Origin of the sequence: Candidatus Methanoperedens nitratireducens (assembly GCF_000685155.1) — an archaeon.
Lineage (GTDB): Archaea > Halobacteriota > Methanosarcinia > Methanosarcinales > Methanoperedenaceae > Methanoperedens > Methanoperedens nitratireducens.
Genome location: NZ_JMIY01000008.1, coordinates 68335 through 85715, shown reverse-complemented (window position 1 = coordinate 85715; position 17381 = coordinate 68335). Strand labels below are relative to the sequence as shown.

At 44.5% G+C, this 17381-nt stretch carries 24 protein-coding genes; 11 read left to right on the top strand and 13 right to left on the bottom strand.

All coding sequences use genetic code 11. From position 1 onward, the window contains the following. Positions 1-16: 16 nt before the first annotated feature. From ANME2D_RS16085 to ANME2D_RS16075, 3 genes are all read left to right on the top strand, one after another. On the top strand, positions 17-736 hold the full coding sequence (locus tag ANME2D_RS16085; protein WP_048093989.1) for a phosphoribosyltransferase: 720 nt from the start codon (positions 17-19) through the stop codon (positions 734-736). Next, complete coding sequence (locus ANME2D_RS16080) at positions 733-1020, top strand: acylphosphatase (RefSeq protein ID WP_048093988.1); 288 nt, start codon at positions 733-735, stop codon at positions 1018-1020. The genes ANME2D_RS16085 and ANME2D_RS16080 overlap by 4 nt, the downstream gene beginning before the upstream one ends. Positions 1021-1261: 241 nt before the next feature. Next, on the top strand, positions 1262-1672 hold the full coding sequence (locus tag ANME2D_RS16075; protein ID WP_048093987.1) for a DUF1699 family protein: 411 nt from the start codon (positions 1262-1264) through the stop codon (positions 1670-1672). Positions 1673-1694: 22 nt separating this feature from the next. Here the strand turns inward: ANME2D_RS16075 and ANME2D_RS16070 are convergent, their stop codons facing one another. Together ANME2D_RS16070 and ANME2D_RS18895 are read right to left on the bottom strand one after the other, a co-directional pair. Beyond that, positions 1695-1991, bottom strand: a complete 297-nt coding sequence (locus ANME2D_RS16070) for a Sec-independent protein translocase subunit TatA/TatB (RefSeq protein WP_081810352.1) — start codon at positions 1989-1991, stop codon at positions 1695-1697. A gap of 6 nt (positions 1992-1997) precedes the next feature. Beyond that, on the bottom strand, positions 1998-2300 hold the full coding sequence (locus ANME2D_RS18895; RefSeq protein ID WP_048093986.1) for a twin-arginine translocase TatA/TatE family subunit: 303 nt from the start codon (positions 2298-2300) through the stop codon (positions 1998-2000). 173 nt (positions 2301-2473) lie between these two features. On the opposite strand from ANME2D_RS18895, the gene ANME2D_RS16060 reads away from it, so the two are divergent. Next, positions 2474-3124: a metal-dependent transcriptional regulator gene (locus ANME2D_RS16060; RefSeq protein ID WP_048094037.1), complete on the top strand. Its 651-nt coding sequence runs from the start codon at positions 2474-2476 to the stop codon at positions 3122-3124. Continuing rightward, entirely contained in the window at positions 3124-5127 is a 2004-nt protein-coding gene (feoB, locus tag ANME2D_RS16055; protein ID WP_052369004.1) for a ferrous iron transport protein B, read from the top strand. Before ANME2D_RS16060 ends, feoB begins: the two co-directional genes overlap by 1 nt. Before the next feature lie 12 nt (positions 5128-5139). Here feoB and ANME2D_RS16050 read toward each other — a convergent pair whose 3' ends face one another. Then, on the bottom strand, positions 5140-5772 hold the full coding sequence (locus ANME2D_RS16050; protein WP_052369003.1) for a site-2 protease family protein: 633 nt from the start codon (positions 5770-5772) through the stop codon (positions 5140-5142). A 35-nt stretch (positions 5773-5807) separates the two neighbouring features. After that, the gene (locus ANME2D_RS16045) at positions 5808-6128 is read right to left on the bottom strand and encodes a MarR family transcriptional regulator (RefSeq protein WP_081810351.1); all 321 of its coding nucleotides are present in this window, start codon (positions 6126-6128) and stop codon (positions 5808-5810) included. Between the two features lie 125 nt (positions 6129-6253). Here ANME2D_RS16045 and ANME2D_RS17600 point away from each other — a divergent pair, with 125 nt between their 5' ends. After that, positions 6254-6406, top strand: coding sequence for a DUF1059 domain-containing protein (locus tag ANME2D_RS17600; RefSeq protein ID WP_081810350.1), 153 nt, complete (start codon positions 6254-6256; stop codon positions 6404-6406). Between the two features lie 36 nt (positions 6407-6442). On the opposite strand, the gene ANME2D_RS16040 is transcribed toward ANME2D_RS17600, so the two are convergent. Further along, positions 6443-7375 (bottom strand): nucleoside recognition domain-containing protein, encoded by a 933-nt coding sequence (locus ANME2D_RS16040; protein WP_048093984.1) that lies wholly within the window; start codon positions 7373-7375, stop codon positions 6443-6445. Between the two features lie 93 nt (positions 7376-7468). On the opposite strand from ANME2D_RS16040, the gene ANME2D_RS16035 reads away from it, so the two are divergent. From ANME2D_RS16035 to ANME2D_RS16025, 3 genes are all read left to right on the top strand, one after another. Beyond that, on the top strand, positions 7469-8575 hold the full coding sequence (locus ANME2D_RS16035; RefSeq protein ID WP_320408825.1) for an ORC1-type DNA replication protein: 1107 nt from the start codon (positions 7469-7471) through the stop codon (positions 8573-8575). A gap of 52 nt (positions 8576-8627) precedes the next feature. After that, positions 8628-9524: a pyridoxal 5'-phosphate synthase lyase subunit PdxS gene (gene pdxS / locus ANME2D_RS16030; RefSeq protein WP_048093983.1), complete on the top strand. Its 897-nt coding sequence runs from the start codon at positions 8628-8630 to the stop codon at positions 9522-9524. Between the two features lie 69 nt (positions 9525-9593). After that, positions 9594-9821, top strand: a complete 228-nt coding sequence (locus tag ANME2D_RS16025; RefSeq protein WP_048093982.1) for a ribbon-helix-helix domain-containing protein — start codon at positions 9594-9596, stop codon at positions 9819-9821. Between the two features lie 20 nt (positions 9822-9841). Here ANME2D_RS16025 and cofE read toward each other — a convergent pair whose 3' ends face one another. The 3 genes from cofE to ANME2D_RS16010 are packed head-to-tail and all read right to left on the bottom strand — an operon-like array spanning position 9842 to position 12472. Next, positions 9842-10609: a coenzyme F420-0:L-glutamate ligase gene (cofE, locus tag ANME2D_RS16020; protein ID WP_048093981.1), complete on the bottom strand. Its 768-nt coding sequence runs from the start codon at positions 10607-10609 to the stop codon at positions 9842-9844. Positions 10610-10663: 54 nt separating this feature from the next. Further along, a complete protein-coding gene (locus ANME2D_RS16015) occupies positions 10664-11392 on the bottom strand; it encodes a Nif3-like dinuclear metal center hexameric protein (RefSeq protein WP_048093980.1) in 729 nt (242 codons plus the stop codon). A 21-nt stretch (positions 11393-11413) separates the two neighbouring features. Then, entirely contained in the window at positions 11414-12472 is a 1059-nt protein-coding gene (locus ANME2D_RS16010; protein WP_048094033.1) for a Leu/Phe/Val dehydrogenase, read from the bottom strand. 312 nt (positions 12473-12784) lie between these two features. On the opposite strand from ANME2D_RS16010, the gene ANME2D_RS16005 reads away from it, so the two are divergent. Beyond that, the gene (locus tag ANME2D_RS16005; RefSeq protein ID WP_198527461.1) at positions 12785-14434 is read left to right on the top strand and encodes a pyridoxal phosphate-dependent decarboxylase family protein; all 1650 of its coding nucleotides are present in this window, start codon (positions 12785-12787) and stop codon (positions 14432-14434) included. Positions 14435-14448: 14 nt separating this feature from the next. Here ANME2D_RS16005 and ANME2D_RS16000 read toward each other — a convergent pair whose 3' ends face one another. The 3 genes from ANME2D_RS16000 to ANME2D_RS15995 form a co-directional block, all read right to left on the bottom strand. Continuing rightward, positions 14449-14877: a hypothetical protein gene (locus tag ANME2D_RS16000; RefSeq protein ID WP_157834183.1), complete on the bottom strand. Its 429-nt coding sequence runs from the start codon at positions 14875-14877 to the stop codon at positions 14449-14451. A 181-nt stretch (positions 14878-15058) separates the two neighbouring features. Then, on the bottom strand, positions 15059-15184 hold the full coding sequence (locus ANME2D_RS18890; protein ID WP_277812955.1) for a hypothetical protein: 126 nt from the start codon (positions 15182-15184) through the stop codon (positions 15059-15061). A 110-nt stretch (positions 15185-15294) separates the two neighbouring features. Beyond that, complete coding sequence (locus tag ANME2D_RS15995; RefSeq protein ID WP_048093977.1) at positions 15295-15537, bottom strand: hypothetical protein; 243 nt, start codon at positions 15535-15537, stop codon at positions 15295-15297. A 123-nt stretch (positions 15538-15660) separates the two neighbouring features. On the opposite strand from ANME2D_RS15995, the gene ANME2D_RS15990 reads away from it, so the two are divergent. After that, positions 15661-15882, top strand: coding sequence for a hypothetical protein (locus ANME2D_RS15990; protein WP_048093976.1), 222 nt, complete (start codon positions 15661-15663; stop codon positions 15880-15882). Between the two features lie 401 nt (positions 15883-16283). On the opposite strand, the gene ANME2D_RS15985 is transcribed toward ANME2D_RS15990, so the two are convergent. Both ANME2D_RS15985 and ANME2D_RS15980 read right to left on the bottom strand, forming a co-directional pair. Then, positions 16284-16802 carry a nitroreductase family protein gene (locus ANME2D_RS15985; RefSeq protein WP_048093975.1) on the bottom strand — a complete coding sequence of 173 codons (519 nt, stop codon included), beginning with the start codon at positions 16800-16802 and terminating at the stop codon, positions 16284-16286. Positions 16803-16806: 4 nt separating this feature from the next. Further along, positions 16807-17145, bottom strand: a complete 339-nt coding sequence (locus ANME2D_RS15980; protein WP_048093974.1) for a hypothetical protein — start codon at positions 17143-17145, stop codon at positions 16807-16809. Positions 17146-17381 lie beyond the last annotated feature (236 nt).

Sequence of the window (17381 nt, the reverse complement as noted above, 5' to 3'; positions counted from 1 at the left end):
AGGAGTATCTATCACTATGCACGATCCATGTTCAGTAGAAAAGCATGGGGATTCTTTTAGATGCCACATGGTAAGCTGGGATGAGGCCTATAGACTTGCTAAGATCTTAGCGAACAAAATAAAAAGATCAGGGTTTACACCAGATCTGGTCATAGGCATCGCAAGAGGCGGGTTTGTACCAGCGTGTACTGTATGTGATCTTCTTATCCAAAAAGATCTTGTATCTGTAAAGACCGAGCACTGGGGAATAGCAGCAGCATCCGGAAGAGCGAAAATAAAATACTCACTTCCTGTAGAGGCTGATATATCTGGAAAAAGGATACTGGTCGTGGATGATGTCGCAGATACCGGAGATACCTTCTCTGTGGTTGTTGATCACATAAACAGGAAGAATCCTGCCGAAATCAGAACTGCGGTCCTGCATTACAAGACCTCTTCGATATTTATCCCTGATTACTGGGGTGAAAAACAGGATGAATGGAAGTGGATAATATATCCATGGGCTCTTTATGAGGATCTTGCCGGGTTTATCGAAAGGGTGCTGATACATCCCATGACACATGAAGATATAAGAGAAGGCCTGAAGAGCAATTTTGATATAAAAATACCAGGGAATGACATTATGGAAATATTAGATGATATGAGCCTGGCAGGATCTCTCAAGAGAACAGAAAAAGATAGAGTGGTTTTTTGGGAGAATGTTGAGACTCTAAAACAAAGAGGTGAGATGAAATGAAAAAGAGAATGCATATCTTTGTTTCAGGAAGGGTTCAGGGAGTATTCTTTAGATCAAGCACGAAGGACATGGCGCAGGAACTGGGTCTTACAGGCTGGGTGAGGAACCTTGGGGATGGACGTGTTGAAGCGGTTTTTGAAGGTGAGCAAGGTGGGGTTGAAAAAATGATACAGTGGTGCAGGAGAGGGCCTGAATATGCAAGGGTGGATAATATTGAAGTAATACCTGAGAGATATACCGGGGAATTTAAGGGGTTTGCAGTCAGGCACAGTATCTCCGATTAAAATGCGAGACTGTTTAAGAGTGCAATAAGTTTATATCCTGTAGTATATACAACCCTGAATATCATGATATTAACTGGCACTGATGATGATTATTATATCATTAACTTATTCTAAATATCCTCTTGTCTTAGAAAATTATTTATATGGTGAAATTGTATGAGTTCTTAAATTAAGAAATTTCTATACCATGTGAAAAAGTATAATAGTATGAAAACCGTATAACAATATGAGGTAAAATATTATGAGAATTAGGGTAGTTAGTTCAAAAGAAGAGATTAATTCACTCGGACCAGGTGAAAAAATTATTCATCTTGCTTTCAGACCATCGAACAAAGACATTTTCGCATTAGTACAGGCATGTCCTAATGTTAAGGCAATCCATATACCCAGTTCGTATATCAGAACAATATCAAACTCTACCAAGATGTTTCTGGATATGCAGAGCATAGCCCTGCTGGAAGGCGATGTGTGGGGCCACAGAAAGGATATAAACGAATATTCTGAGATCAAGCCTGAGGTCTTTGACAGAATGCAGGAACTTAAGACAGAGGGCTTATCCGAATCTGCTATGCTTGATAGACTGGGAAGAGAGACCCGTCTTAGCAGAGATTTATTAAAATTCCTGTTAAAAGAGAAGACAAAGAGGAAATAAATTTTTATTTCTGCACTCTTTTTTATTTTTTCACTTTTTTCTGTATTTCATCCAGCAGTTGTTCATCACTCTTGTCCCCAACCACTATCTCAAGATCATTGGCCATCTGTTTTATTTTTGAAGATTTTTCTTCGATAGGATGACCTTCTTTAAGTGATTTCTCAACATCCCTCAGCTCATTCTCAGTCTCATGTCTGGCTTTTTTATACTCACCAGTTGCCTTGCCGATTGAGCGTGCAAGTTCTGGTATCTTACTTGCACCAAATAGGATGATAACTACCAGAAATACCAGTACAATCTCCTGCGGTCCTATTATCATATTATATCATGTACTCCCTGTTTTTACAGTCAAATCTTTATCTTTTATCCTGGAGCGTATCTCTTCAACGAGCTGTTCAGGTGTTTTATTCTGTACATCTAAACCCATCTCAATAGCCAGGTTATGTATTTTTATATCCTTATCATTTAAGAATCTATTTGCTCTCAGGTCACGTTCAGTTTCAATCTGTGCCCTCTTGAACTCTCCGACTGCTTTACCCAGGGATTGTGCTAATTCAGGGAGTTTTGATGGCCCGAACAAAAACAAAGCTACAATTAGAATCAATACCAGTTCCTGAGTTCCGATCATCAAATATCATTGAGTTTTTTTGTTATATAATCTTTACCATAACCGTAAGCAGGTACTTACCAATACCCCTCTATAACCGTTGGTAACTTTCTTTCATCCCCTTATGTCAAATATTTATTCTGGTATCAGAAAGCTATATGGGCTTGCAATACCTAGAGTTAGGTGTACCTAATATGGAAGCTGATACTCCCAGAGTTGAAGAATACCTTGAATCGATCTACAAACTGCAGCAGGACCAGTACCCTGTAAGTACATCACGTCTTGCCGAACATTTAAAACTTTCTGCGCCATCAGTTTCAGAGATGGTTAAAAAACTTGCAAATAGAGGTCTGCTATCGCATACAGAGAAGGGGGTCTGCCTGACCGAGGAAGGTAAATCAATAGCTAAAAAGGTTATTCGAAGACACCGACTTTCTGAGCGATTACTTACAGATGTCCTGGGCTACAGGTGGGATGAGGTTCATGATGAGGCATGCAGGCTTGAACATGCAATAAGTTCTGAGATGGAAGAGCGTATCTCAGAGAGCCTTGGAAACCCCAGGACCTGCCCGCACGGCCATCCGATTCCTGATAAGGATGGAGTACTGGTGAAAGAAAATGTAAAATCCCTGTCGGAATTAAAAGCATCTGATAGGGGGATTATCGTCAGTGTGTTTGAGGAAGATCCAAGGATGTTAAAGTACATGGCATCTTTAGGATTGATCCCTGATGTCTGTGTAAGGGTAGAGGAGGTTGCACCTTTCGGAGGGCCTATGATCGTGTGCGTATCAGGTTCCCGATACGCACTTGGAAGGGAGGTGGCATCAAGAATCAAGGTGAAATAATGCCTTCATGCCATGGAGCCCTCAAGGGTATAAAGGGGAGTACTGATTATACTTTTGTGCTTGCGGGCAATCCTAATGTTGGAAAATCAAGCATATTCAACCGGCTGACAGGGATGGGTGTTGTAACTGCCAACTATCCTGGTAAAACAGTCGAATTGAATATGGCGACTACTACTTTTAAAGGCCTGCGTATCGGTATAATCGACCTGCCTGGAAGCTATGCTCTCGGGGCTGTATCTGAGGACCAGTGGGTAGCACGCAGGGCAGTGCTTGACAGCAAACCCGATGCGGCGATAATGGTACTCGACTCCACCAATCTTGCCAGGAACCTCTATATGGTGCTCCAGTTCATCGATCTTGGTATTCCCATTGTGGTGGCCTTGAACCTGATGGATGAGGCAGAGAAAAGGAATATCATAATCGACGCTCCGGGATTATCTGAACTGCTCGGAGTCCCTGTGGTGCCGACCACGGCAACAACAGGGTATGGCCTTGATGACCTGATACAGGAGGCCATAGATGTTGTAAGAGACAGCCAGAGAATAAGATATCATCTGCAATACGGGACTGATATCGAAGCGAATATTAAAAGACTTGCTGAGCTGCTCTCACCTTATGATTTCGGGATAGCGGGAAGGGCGCTTGCAATACTGCTCCTTGAAGAAGATGCCGAGTTTATAGAACTTGTAGAGAAGCATACAAACGGCAGATCCTTACTTGAGGAAGTAAAAAAGATAAGCAAAGAGATAGAGGAAAAACACGGGGAGGAAACACCGCTTCGGATCGCGCGTGAAAGGCACGGACTGGCAGGTGTGATTGCCTCCCAGGTGCAAAACGATGCTGCGCCTGTAGTATCGGATAAGCTCTGGGGCTACACCACTTCTCCGCTCACAGGTATTCCTTTACTTATCTGTGCTCTCGGGGTTATCTTTGCTTTTCTGTTCTATGGAGGAAACTGGCTCTCCACGCTATTTAGTGATCTGTGGGCTGCGTACGTATCTCCTGTGATCGATGGTGCTATATTCACAATCTTCGGCGAAGGGCACATTGGCAAAACCCTGATATGGGGATTTGATGCCGGTATCCTGGCAGCACTTGCTGTCGGAATACCTTATGTGCTCACATTCTATTTCATGCTCGCCTTTCTTGAGGATACAGGGTACCTGAACTCTGTGGCATTCCTTACAGACAGGCTGATGCACAGGTTCGGGCTTCACGGCAGGGCTATTATACCGGTTGTGGCAGGCGCTGGCTGCAATGTGCCTGCCATAATCGGAACAAGGGTACTGACAACGATGCGCGAGCGAACCATAGCCAGTGCCTTAATTACGCTCATCCCCTGCAGTGCACGGACTGCTGTGATTCTGGGTGCGGTCTCATTGTTTGTTGGCTGGAAGCCTGCTGTTGCGATATACATTATTGTTCTTACCCTTGTGTTCTTCGTAGGTGTCGGGTTAAACCGCATCATGCCGGGCAGCTCAACAGGGCTTGTTATGGAGATGTTCCCATTCAGGGCTCCAATAATATCGAACATCATCAAGAAGACATGGTACAGGTTCAAGGACTTCGTGTTCGTGGCATTCCCGATTGTACTTGCTGGTTCTCTGGTTCTGGGCGCCCTGTATGAGACAGGCTATCTCTGGAGACTTTCATCACCGATATCCCCTGTCGTTGAAGGATGGCTTGGGCTTCCTGCTGTTGCAGGGCTTACGCTTATTTTTGCAGTGCTCAGAAAAGAGCTTGCTCTCCAGTTGCTTGTCACGCTTGCCGTAGTGATCTACGGGGGAGGGGCTGATAACCTCTTGCTGTTTATGGATAAGACCCAGTTATTTGTTTATGCTCTCGTGAACACGATCTATATTCCGTGTGTTGCCACCATAGCTGTCCTTGGGCGCGAGCTTGGCTGGAAGCGGGCAGGCAGTATCATGGCGTTCACGATCACACTTGCAATACTTATCGGCGGATTTGCTTACAGGTTTATCGAATACTTCAATCTGCTCTGAGCATTAGAAGACTCAGATCAAGCCCATAAGTAAAAGCAGGAGGATTATTGATGGAATCCCTACCATTCCCCATAATGCAGGGTTGTATCTCAATACTTTCGCACCATCAAGAGGACCAAAAGGTATCATATTGAAGCCTGCAAGGATAACATTAATAAAGGTCCCTCTTATAAGCAACTCATTAAGAACTTCGTGTGATAAGCCAGAGTATGCAACGAAATATAAAGCTACAAAAAAGGATGCAGCAAGTATCAGGTTCACAACTGCGCCTGAGACCGATATATATGAAAACTCCCTTGCACTTTTAAGAGAATCCAAATAGCGGTCCCCAAACTGGCTGTAATCAACATATCTGCCACGGATCATTACTGCACCCGGCGCTGCAAATATAAACGCTCCGCCTGTGATAAATGAAATACCAAATGCAAGGAGAAGCCCGATTGGGCTTGCTTCGTAATCTGCCGCATAACCGTATCTTCTGGCTGTGAACTTGTGGGCAAGCTCATGAAAAATAAAACCCGCCCCTACACCAAAAGCCGCTATTACCATCGCCCGAGGAGTAATATAGGGGTATGAGAATGCTATGGTAAGTGCGATTAAAGAGACTGTGAGGTGTACTGTCTCGCGTGAACTGGTTCTGCCCATGCGCTCAATATTAATCCGAATACATATAAATTAAACTATACGATTCCGCATGCAAAGTTTGATATTAACTCATCATGCTGCGGGCTTCTCACACCATAGAGGCACTGGCGCGCATCCTTATAGTAGAGACGCTCCTCAAGTATGCCTTCTTTTTTCAACCTGTTCAGGGCATACCGCACCGTGCGCGGAGGAAGAAAACTCTCAGAAACAAGCTCTTTCTGGGTCATAAGTCCCCTGTACTCAAGCACCTTGAAAACCAGTTTTACTGAAGGGGGTAACCGCTCTATCTTTTTAGTGTAAACGTCCTGTACCTGTGCTGTTTCAGAGTAGATATGCTTCTCCGATGTTTTTGGCATATTAACAGCTATACCTTTATATGATTTAAATCTTTAGGCAAAATATGCCTGTAAAATATGCACTCCCTTACTACACAAGGTTTATTAATTCCCAGACCAAAACTTGTTTAGGGAGGTGAGTGACCATGACTAAGGAAATAGATTGTAAAAGATGTAATTTTATGATCAGAAGTGAGAACGATGATGAGCTGGTCTCGTTCGTGCAGCAGCATAACAAGAATATGCATAACTGGGATACATCAAAAGAAGAACTACTCAGAGCTGCAAAAGATGTATAGGTAATATCGATTCATAATTTACATATTATATTTATTTTACCAGAACAGGGCAAGCAGTAGTATTATAATAACCGTTATCCCTTCCTGCATCAGTGTAGCGATCAGCATGATCTCCATGCCTAATCTCGGGGTGAATATCCCCATATAGTAAGGAATAGTGAACCTCAGGCGTGTAACACTTGATAGTACCCTGCCTACGAGCAGCGTTATCAAGATCTCTTTCTGGGACATTATCCCCTCTGTCAGCAGCCTGCTTGCTATGGTATATGCCCCTATGTTGCTGGCAAACCATGCTGCAATGATCGGAAGCCCTTCACCTGGAATATAATCAAGCGCAGGAAAACCTTCTAAATAAACAGAGATCATATCAAAAAAACCGATATCAATAAGCAGAAATACAATTACTGCAGCAACTACCATTGTCGGGATAACGCGACGAAGCGGAACCCATGAGACTGAGAGCGCATCCTTAAGAGCTGTTCTGAAGTCTTTTTTCTTTATCTCCTGCTGGATTGCCTGAACTTTATCATGAGGCAGCAAAATCCTCCCCAGGACAAGAGTTATTGCCGTCCTGAGCAGACCCACGAATACCACAATACCAAGATAGATCAGTCCTGTAGTCCCGAGCAGTACTACAAGAACAGGAAGGAGATCCCTTACAATAATGAACGTTGCCGGAAAAGAGTTAACAAGAGATGCAATTATGGTCTCTTTTCGATCGATCAGGCCGTTTTTATTAAGCTGTGCCAGCATGGAATTCCCGGCAGTAGGTGAGCCAAAGGATGCCAGAAAACTTATACCCACCTCCTCTCTCAGATGAGCAAAATGCATGAACGGTGCAGTCACAAAGCTCAACTTCTGTATCCAGCCAAGCTCGATTAACAGTTCCATCAGGACAATACCGATAACCGTAGGCGGAATAACTACGGCAAGATAACTGGCAGCAGAGACTAACGCATCACTCCACATAATGGACTAATTGGCGATGATTTTTAATAAGGTTTTTACTGGATCCGGGAGTATCTCGGAAAGCTTATTTATTACCAGGTGAAAATATTGCTGATGAAAGATATGCTGTCATGGGATCAAACGCTGTTTAAAGACAGCGAGCTTTTTGAGCTTGACCATATCCCCGAGCATTTTCTTCACAGGAATGCGCAGTTGCAGTCTCTTATGTTCAGCATGCGTCCTGCCCTGGGCGGGGGAAGACCCATTAACTGTCTTTGCACTGGCAAACCAGGTACTGGCAAGACCACTGCTGTGATCAAGATATTTGAAGAGATCGAGAAACATACATCCAGAATCATCCCGGTGCTTGTTAATTGCCAGGTGGCCTCTACAAGGTATGCGGTTTTTTCCCATATATTCAATAAGCTCATAGGATACTCTCCGCCTTCGTCTGGAGTCTCTTTTAAAAAGGTGTTCAGTGAGGTTGTGAAGCACCTGGTAGAGCATGAGAGAATACTCGTCGTGGCGCTTGATGACATGAATTACCTGTTCTATGAGAACGAAGTCAACGAAGTGCTCTATTCTCTTCTGCGGGCGCATGAGACGCACCCCGGGGCGCGCATGGGTGTGATTGCCGTACTGAGCGATACCGGTGTACCGCATATGCTTGATCCCAAAGTCGAATCTGTGTTCCTGCCTGAAGAGATCATCTTTCCCACATATTCTGTTGATGAGATCAGGGATATCCTCTCAAACCGCGCAAAGCTTGGATTTTATCCCGGTGTACTGGATGACAGCGTACTTGACAGGATTGCCGGGCATACGTTTGATCTAGGGGATCTGCGTGTGGGAATAGACCTGCTCAAGCGCGCCGGTCTTAATGCAGAGAAGCGGGCAAGCAGGACGATATCTATTGAAGATGTAGAATCTGCATATGAGAGATCACGGCTTGTGCATCTCTCCTATGTGATGCAATCATTGAAAGAGGATGAGAAAATCCTTCTCGGCCTGATAGCGGATTCATCTCCAGCTAATTCCGGTGAGCTTTATGAGAGATTTCACTCCCGGACAGATCTCGGCTACACACGTTTTTATGAGATGCTGAAAAAACTTGATGCGGTCTCGCTTATAGATGTTGATTTTACAGGTAGAGGCTTACGCGGGAGAAGCAGGGTTGCAACACTTCGGTACAGGGCAGATGAAATAAAGACGAGGCTATGATCGACCAGGGGCGTAAAGTATAATACCTCATATAATATGAATAATACCATTTATGCAACTTGAAAAACTCAGACATGGTACAGAACTTTTAAAACGTGGCTTTGCCAGAATGCAAAAAGGCGGAGTAATAATGGACGTAACTACGCCAGGTGAGGCGCAGATAGCAGAGAGAGCAGGGGCAGTGGCTGTAATGGCGCTTCATGCAGTACCTGCGGATATACGGAAAGCAGGCGGGGTTGCGAGAATGGCAGACCCACAGGTAATAGCACAGATCATTGATTCAGTTACAATACCGGTTATGGCTAAAACGAGGATCGGGCATTTTGTTGAAGCCGAGATCCTTGAGGCGCTTGGCGTTGATATGGTAGATGAGTCCGAGGTACTGACGCCAGCGGATGAGATGTTCCATATCGATAAGACCAGTTTCACTATACCGTTCGTGTGCGGAGCCCGTGACCTTGGCGAGGCGCTGCGCAGGATAAACGAGGGTGCGGCCATGATACGGACAAAGGGTGAAGCCGGAACAGGAGATGTGAAAGAGGCTGTGAGGCATATGAGGGCGATCATGGGCGCGATAAGAGAACTGAGAGGCAAAAGCCAGGAAGAGCTTATATCAGTAGCAAGGAAAATAGAAGCCCCAATTGAGCTTGTAAAAGAGACAGCAGAACTCCAGAGGCTTCCTGTGGTGAACTTTGCAGCAGGCGGGATTGCCACGCCAGCGGATGCAGCGCTGATGATGCGCCTTGGGGCGGATGGGGTTTTCGTGGGCTCAGGGATATTCAAGGCAGAGAGCCCTGAGAAGATGGCCAATGCCATTGTTGAAGCCGTGAATAATTACGATAATCCCCCGGTGCTTGCAAATATCTCTAAAGGTCTTGGCGGTGCAATGAAGGGTATTGATATAAGGAGTCTTACCGAGAAGGAAGTGCTGCAGGCAAGAGGATGGTAAGTCAGGGCAGGAGTTTGCTCTTCGCTGGCATGTAAAGATATATTTAGCATAGTAGTCTAAACTGAGATTATGGGAGAAATAGCAGTACACCTTCCCTCAGATCTTGAGAGAAGCATAGAAGACCTGGTATCCAGAGGGGTATATGGGTCAAAGGAAGAAGCCATAATTGCCTTGATAAGGATGGGCATAAGCTCGCTGAAGAAAAGAGAAGAGCCAAAGGTCTATCATGTCCCTGGAGAGCACCCGCCCATTTCTCCGGCCAAGCCTCCGGAGAGATGGCCAGAGCACTTTGAGTAGTCGCAGGAAAAGAACCAGATTCAATACTTCTGCTCTTCTTTCTCAAAGCATCCAAAGTACAGGCACTCCTTGCGTGAGATGAGCGGTATATCCTCGCTGCCCTTAATAAATCTCACAGGCGCATCCCTGATAAGCACAGCAGGTGTGCTCTCATCAGCCTCGCCCATGATTATCTGCGCCGCAGATACAATGTTATCTGCCGTGGCACGCCTTGTGATCAGAAGGGGTTTTCCGAAAAGATCAATCCGTCCCCTTGCATCCTCAACAGGCTCTATACCTGCGCAGCCCAATGCTATGCCCACACATCCCAGGCGCAGAGGCTGCGTCCTGCTATCGCCTATTATTACGGCAAGATTGCACTGGTATTCAGCCATCAACCTCTCCCTGATCTGAATGGCGCTCCTCTTCGCGTCCTCTGGCAACAGTACTACATACCCCTGCGGCGCATTGGAGCTATCTATACCCGCACTTGGAGATAGCACTCCTTTTGTTATTGTAACCACCACGCCTGTCACTCCGCCAAGTATTTCATCAGATTCCCTGATTATAAGCTCCATCTTTCTCGGATCATTCCCATAGAATTTTGAAAGCTCAGCAGCCCTCTCACCCGGGACAACACTCTCAAGTTCGACCACACGTCCCTCAGCAGTAGCTACCGCTGATTCGGCAAGGACAAAGATATCGTTATCCTTCGGTCCTATGCCTACTGCATCAATCGCATCGATCAGCACTCCTGCCATATCATCGCCAGGCTTTATAAGGGGTGTTTTTATACTGAACAACTGCATTTAAAATTCCTTACGCTCTCCAAAATCTTTAAGTAATATATATGTTCTGCAATCTTATTTAGCACTTCGTATATCAGGTCTATCTTCTATAAAAACCGATTCGACTGGTAACCGCTCGCATAATCTCTCCATGGCAGGGGCTTCAGTGGCGTAATGGGTTGCATCAAAGAGGCATAATTTCCCCGCATAGCGTATTATATCGTGCCTGAGCTCTCCTGATATAAGGGCATCGGCACCGTGTGCAAAGGCTATATCGATATACTCCCTGCGAAAGCCGCTTCCTCCTATCACCATGACTTTTCTTATCTGGCCCTCTCCAGTGTACTGCACACTGGTATCCAGCTTCTCTGCTATGAAAGATGCAAATTCTGAGGCGCTGCAGGGCTCTATTTCGCCCAACCTTCCCAATTCAAGTGGTACAGGATTGCGTAAGCCCAGGAGTTCAGCAAGCACGTCGTTCACTCCCCCTTCTGCTTTGTCATAGTTCGTATGCATGGTGTAGATGGATATATCGTTATCTATGGCGATCTTTAGTGTATCGGATAAGCGTTTTGATATCAGGTTTATGGGATCGAATATCAGCGTATGGTGGGTGATGAGCAGATCTACGCCCAGGCGTGCAGCTCTGTTCAGGACAAAGTCTGTGGGGTCAAGCGCGACAGCGATCTTTTTAATATCGTTATCCCTATCAAGTACAAGTCCTGTTCTTCCCTTATCAAAATCCTCGGCAAGCTCGGGAGGTGCTATGTTTTCAAGAACTGCGATTATTTCTCTGAGTTCCATGGTTATTTGTTATCCAGGGGTTTATTTAGCCATATCTCTTTTCGCCTGCCTGATTCTTTCTTCGACCATGCGATCAGCGGCAACCTGAGTTGAGATTTTCTCCAGCCTGGCTATATCAAAGATAACTCGTAAACGATCATAAATCTCTGCTGTCCTGTGAATCACTGTCTGTCTATCGCACTCTCCTATATCATAAAGCGTAGAGATTAATCCTCCGGCGTTGATTATGTAATCAGGGGCATAAAGGATTCCTTTTTTCGATAACTCTTCTGCATGCCGCTCATCAGCAAGCTGATTATTGGCCGCCCCGGCCACGATATTACATCCAAGAAGAGGAATAATATCATCATTTAGAACCCCACCAAGCGCGCAGGGTGCGAGTATATCAGTATCTACCTGATAGATCTCATGAGGCTCGACAACAGCCGCGCCCAGCTCCTTGCTGATTGCCAGTAATCGGCTGCGATCAAGATCCGCTATTGTGAGCTTTGCGCCTTCAGCATGAAGAATCCGGGCCAGCTTATCACCCACTTTGCCGATACCCTGAATTGCTATCCTTATCCCGGATAGCGAATCGCTTCCGTACATCTCCATCACTGATGCCTGGATTCCACGAAATATGCCAAACGCAGTGATGAAAGAGGTTTGCCAGTTCGCTTCGGGGATATCTGGAGGACATGTAGCGTACTCTGTCTCCTGGCCGATAACCCGCATATCTTCAGGAGATGTTCCCACATCTTCTGCGGTCAAAAATCTGCCATCGAAACTCTCAACAAACCTCCCGAATGCACGAAGCAACTTCTCTGATTTATCCCTGCGGGCATCCCCGATAATGACAGCTTTTCCACCGCCAAAGTCCAGACCTGCGGCAGCAGCTTTGTAGGTCATAGCGCGAGAAAGGCGCAGCACATCGGCCAGAGCCTCATCCTCTGTTCCATAGGGCAGCATGCGCGTGCCTCCGACCGCTGGACCAAGAGTTGTATCGTGAATTGCTATTATGGCCTTAAGCCCTGCTTCATCATCCTGGCAAAAGATCACTTCTTCATAACCTGGAATGTTAAGATTTTTAATTGTAATCATTGGAATGATGTTCCCCCCTTCTACTAACGTCATTGAGAGGTTGTCATCAAACTTATATATACCTGATCCGGGCGAAGTGAGCTCATCCAATAACACATAGGCTACAATCATGATTTCTTAACCTGTTATCCCGTCTAATTATTGGATGGGTTCACGCTGTAAGTAAAGTATATATGCCATCATAGATAAACAAAAAATGAAGTATTGTAAGGAGGGGGTTAGAAAACGAAACGAAATCCCAGGCGGCAGAATTATACGGAGATCCTCGAAGATCTGAAGACTTATTTCCCTGCCCCGATGTCTGATCCTATTATGGATGGCTACTTTATACATACCATCTCACACTTTCTTGATCATGTAGATAGTCTGAAGTGCATTGCACCTGTACTTGGGATAGGATATGAAAAGTGCATGGAGGGCACTCGCCGTAATATTGATAGAGAAAAGCTCGCCATGTTATCCAGAATAAAGCAGGGAGAACAATCTGAGAACGCTCACAATCAAAACTTCCCTGATGAGATGAGTTCTATAGAAAAGGTAACTGAACTGCTGGCTGATTACTGTCTTGGTATGACGATCTGGGCACATCCGAATGCCCAGGCTAATGTCGTACCTCCACCTACAATCCCCAGTATTACAGCTTTCATTGCCGCTGCAATCTATAACCCGAACCTCATATGGGATGAATATTCGTGCATGTTCGCCGAAGCCGAGCTTGAGGCTGTGGCCATGCTCTCGGATCTGGTTGGTTACGACTCGAAGAAATCCAGCGGTATCTTTACATTCGGCGGTACTGGTACGATCCTGTACGGTTGCAAACTGGGGGTTGAGAAGATATTCAGCGGTCGTGCTATGACAGAGGGGGTTCGTGATGATGTGAAGATAGTGGCTTCGGAATCATCACACTACTCACGACTCAATGTGGCTGGCTGGCTGGGAGTAGGAACAAAAAATGTGGTGACCATACCAACTACCCGCGAGAATGAGATGTCGCTGACAGACCTTGAAGATTACCTGCGGCATGCGTTCGAGACAGGGGAAAAAGTGGCCATTATTTTAGCTACATTGGGCACCACAGACACCTTCGGGATTGACGACCTTGCATCCATTGTGCGGCTGCGAGACAAACTCGCTGCTGAGTACAGGTTAGAACATTTGCCCCATATCCATGCCGATGCTGTTATAGGCTGGGCATGGGCTGTGTTCAAGGATTATGATTTCGAGATCAATCCTCTTGGCTTCCACGCGCGGACATTGCGTTCGCTGCAGGACTCCCTTCAGCGGATCAGTTCTCTCCATATGGCCGATAGTATAGGAATCGATTTCCACAAAACAGGTTACGCTCCTTACATCTCAAGTGCCATGCTGGTAAAGAACCGACAGGATCTGATTCTCTTAAGCCGTGCGCCAGAGCAGATGCCTTACCTCTATCAGTACGGCTATTATCATCCCGGCATATATACCCTGGAATGCTCGCGCCCTGGAACCGGCGCCCTTGCTGCTCTGGCTAACATGCGGCTGTTAGGTAAGCAGGGCTATCGCGTACTGCTCGGTCATGTGGTGGAGATGGCTGAGATGCTGCGGGATCAACTGGAGAGACATACTTTCATCAAGATACTCAATGACTACAATTACGGCCCTGTCACGCTCTTCCGTGTGTACCCGGATGGAGCAGATGCAGAAGAAATTTTCCAGCGAGAACTGACCGATCCCGACTATAGAGAGCAACTTGAAGAATACAACACCTATAACCTTCGTATCTTCAAGCAAATTCATGAGCGAGCAATGCGAGGTGAAGGTATCCTCCTCTCATGGACGGATGCCTGTCGTCATGCTAACTACCCCGATGGGCCTCCTGTTGCAGCCCTGAAGTCGTTCATTATGAGCCCGTGGACGAATTTGAAAGCCGTGGATATGGTTGCTCGCCAGGTGCTGGAGGCACGAATGCAGGCAAAAAAATAAAACAACTGGGCTTTTTATTCCAGTCCAAACCTTATAGTGCACTCACCAACTACGCCTGGTTTATCTATACCATTCGTGACTACATTTCTCCCTATCTTTTTAACAGCAGCATACTTAGCAGCCTGGACGATAGGGCATGCGGTCGCTATACCTTCGTTTCTCAGTATCTCGTTTCCGTGGCAGATGGCGCATCCTCTGATATCAAGCGTATAGTTATTTTCATCACAATCAATCTTAACATCTGTTGCAAATTCAAGCTGGTTCCTCAGGTAATTCTCAAAACTCTGTGCAAACTCGGCGTTATTATTGAATTTCCCCACATTGCTTGCCCAGTTATCAGCTATTATCGAGCCAACCTTAGCATTTACTTTCTTGGCATCCTCTCCCAGTGCTTTTATAACTATGCTGTGGTATTGTTTAAAGAATTTCAGGCTTGTTGTCATATATCCTCCAATATCATAAGTTTTGACAAAACCATACATAACCCTTATCCGATATAAAGATTCTGATATTTAAGAAACATACTACCGCGTTTTTTATACATTTATAATACAAAAGCAGGTATGGTAGAAACATATGCTAATTGAAACAGACGGTAGTAAGTCTGTGGGCATTTCAGCTACTCTAACAACTTCCACCATCTATATTACCTTCCCATCCAATACTTCTTTCAAGTTTAGACAGGTCTGGTCTTTTATTTTTCTTATCTTCACTTTCTTTACCTTCCTCTTTCGTTTCATCTTCAATCATTGTATTCACCTCCTTTTTTGATGTACAGGAAACTACTAACATAGCTTTGTATTCCACAGATATAAATATAAGGTATAAGGAATATCGCAAAGTACAGCAAAAACATTACGCTACCCATGTAATATCTGCGTTTTCTTATTCTTATCTTGCTTGATTTTTTCTTCATATGCTATTATGGTTCTGCAGTGTGGCAAAAAAATGAAATATATTGTCTTGCCTTCAGGCCCTTTTCCTTCTTTTTGTGCGAACATGGGTATATCGTAGTGCGCAACCAGTCTCTCCAGAACCTCCTTTTCTGCTATTATTGCATCTTTTTGTATATTGGGTGCATTGATTACCTGGTATTCTGCCATGTTTTTCACCTCTTATGTTGTATTCTGCCAGATACAAGGCACATAAGATATTTATATTTTTGTATCATACACTAATATCAAATTATATGAGCAAATATTAGTTATAAATAAAGATGATAAACTATGATACAAATCTATGGTGCAATGAGGGAAGGAATAGGCAAATTCATAAATAGAAAATCAAAGGTAGCAGGCAAAGAGTACGATTCGTTTTTCATTTATGTGCCGGCGGAGGTCGCAAGGGATTCACAATGCCCGTTTAAGCATGGTGATAAGCTCAAGATTATAATAAACGGTGATACATTCATCATTGAAAAGGTAGATTCCCCTCAGGATTTAGCTTAAGGTAAAGCTTAAGCTAAAGCATTGAATATAGTACAATATCTCATTCGGAGTCAAAAATGCTTGCAGATGAGGACATTGATCTTGGAAAAACTGGCTGAAAGATGAATCTGTCACGATCTGTCAGAAACATCTTATTGTTGTTTTCATATTAGTGCAACCGAAACAATTACCAGCGTTCATATCCCTTCTGAGACATACGTTTTCCTTTATATCTTTCTCTTTACGGGATAGGAATTTACACCAGTTTATCATTGTTAGTCCCAAGTGATAACCCATTCCGATACCTCCTGTATTAACAATCAGTTCATATCCCTAAAACTATATAATATTTATCCCGATATATATAAGGATAATTATCATTATAACCATAGGCTCATTATGGAATGCCCGTTATAAGATGCCTACCAGCCTGATCCAAATCTCTCACGAAAAACAAGAGAATAGATATCCTTTCTTTCAGAAACCCTGTTTCCCTCATCTGGATGGCCGAGAGCTATTACAGCCATCAGTGCATAAGAATCCGGGGCTCCAAGTGCTTTATTCACCATCTCTTTATTCTTTAAAATCTCACCAAGCCACACCCCTCCGAGCCCGAGTGAATGGATGGCAAGCAGCATATTTTGGATGCATGCTCCGATGGATTGAACATCTTTTGTATAATCATACATCTGGTCATTATCAAGAAAAACTGCTATCAATACAGGGGCGTTTTTAATGATTCTGCCGTAGTGCGTGAGCTTTGAGATACCCTCCTTTATATCAGGATCTCTTATTATAATAAACCTCCATGCCTGGTTATTCAAACCAGATGGTGCCCACCTGCCCGCATCGATAATCAGCTCAATTACCTCATCACTTACGTCGTCATCTGTGAACTCACGAACGCTTCTGCGCGATTTAATGGCCTCGATCGTGTCCATGATATCATCCGTACATCTGCGGATCAGGTGGATTAGACCTTAAAATTAAAATAAGGGCTTCAAGAGCTATGGGAAACACGACTGTTAATTCTTCATCGCAGGTAGCACACCGTTTTGATAGATAGAGTGGAGTTACGCTGATCGTCTCATCATAAATGGTTTCGGATATAAAAGGGCTCACTGTAGATGTTGCCTGTCCAATGTTAAACTCCCCACCTGTTAGAAACTCATAGTACGTGATCTTTTCTGAATGGCCGCAATTACATCTCAACTCGATCTTATTTTTAAAGAATATATTATTCCTGGCTTTCTGTGATAAAGAAATAATTTCTTCTTTCATCATTCTAATATTGGTCTTTCTGTACTAAATCCCTTTTGATTAGTATGTGGGTCATACTGGGTGGCTACCAAGACCCATCTATAACCGTTCAGCATTTTATTCATCTCACACCAGCAGGGCTCGCGGGTTTTGTTCTCACAACAGAAAACCTAATATTTATTAGGGCAGAGGCCAAGATTAGTTCAGTCAGAGGAGAATTTTAGCCGAAGATTAGACACAACCAAAAAAAAATTAAAAAT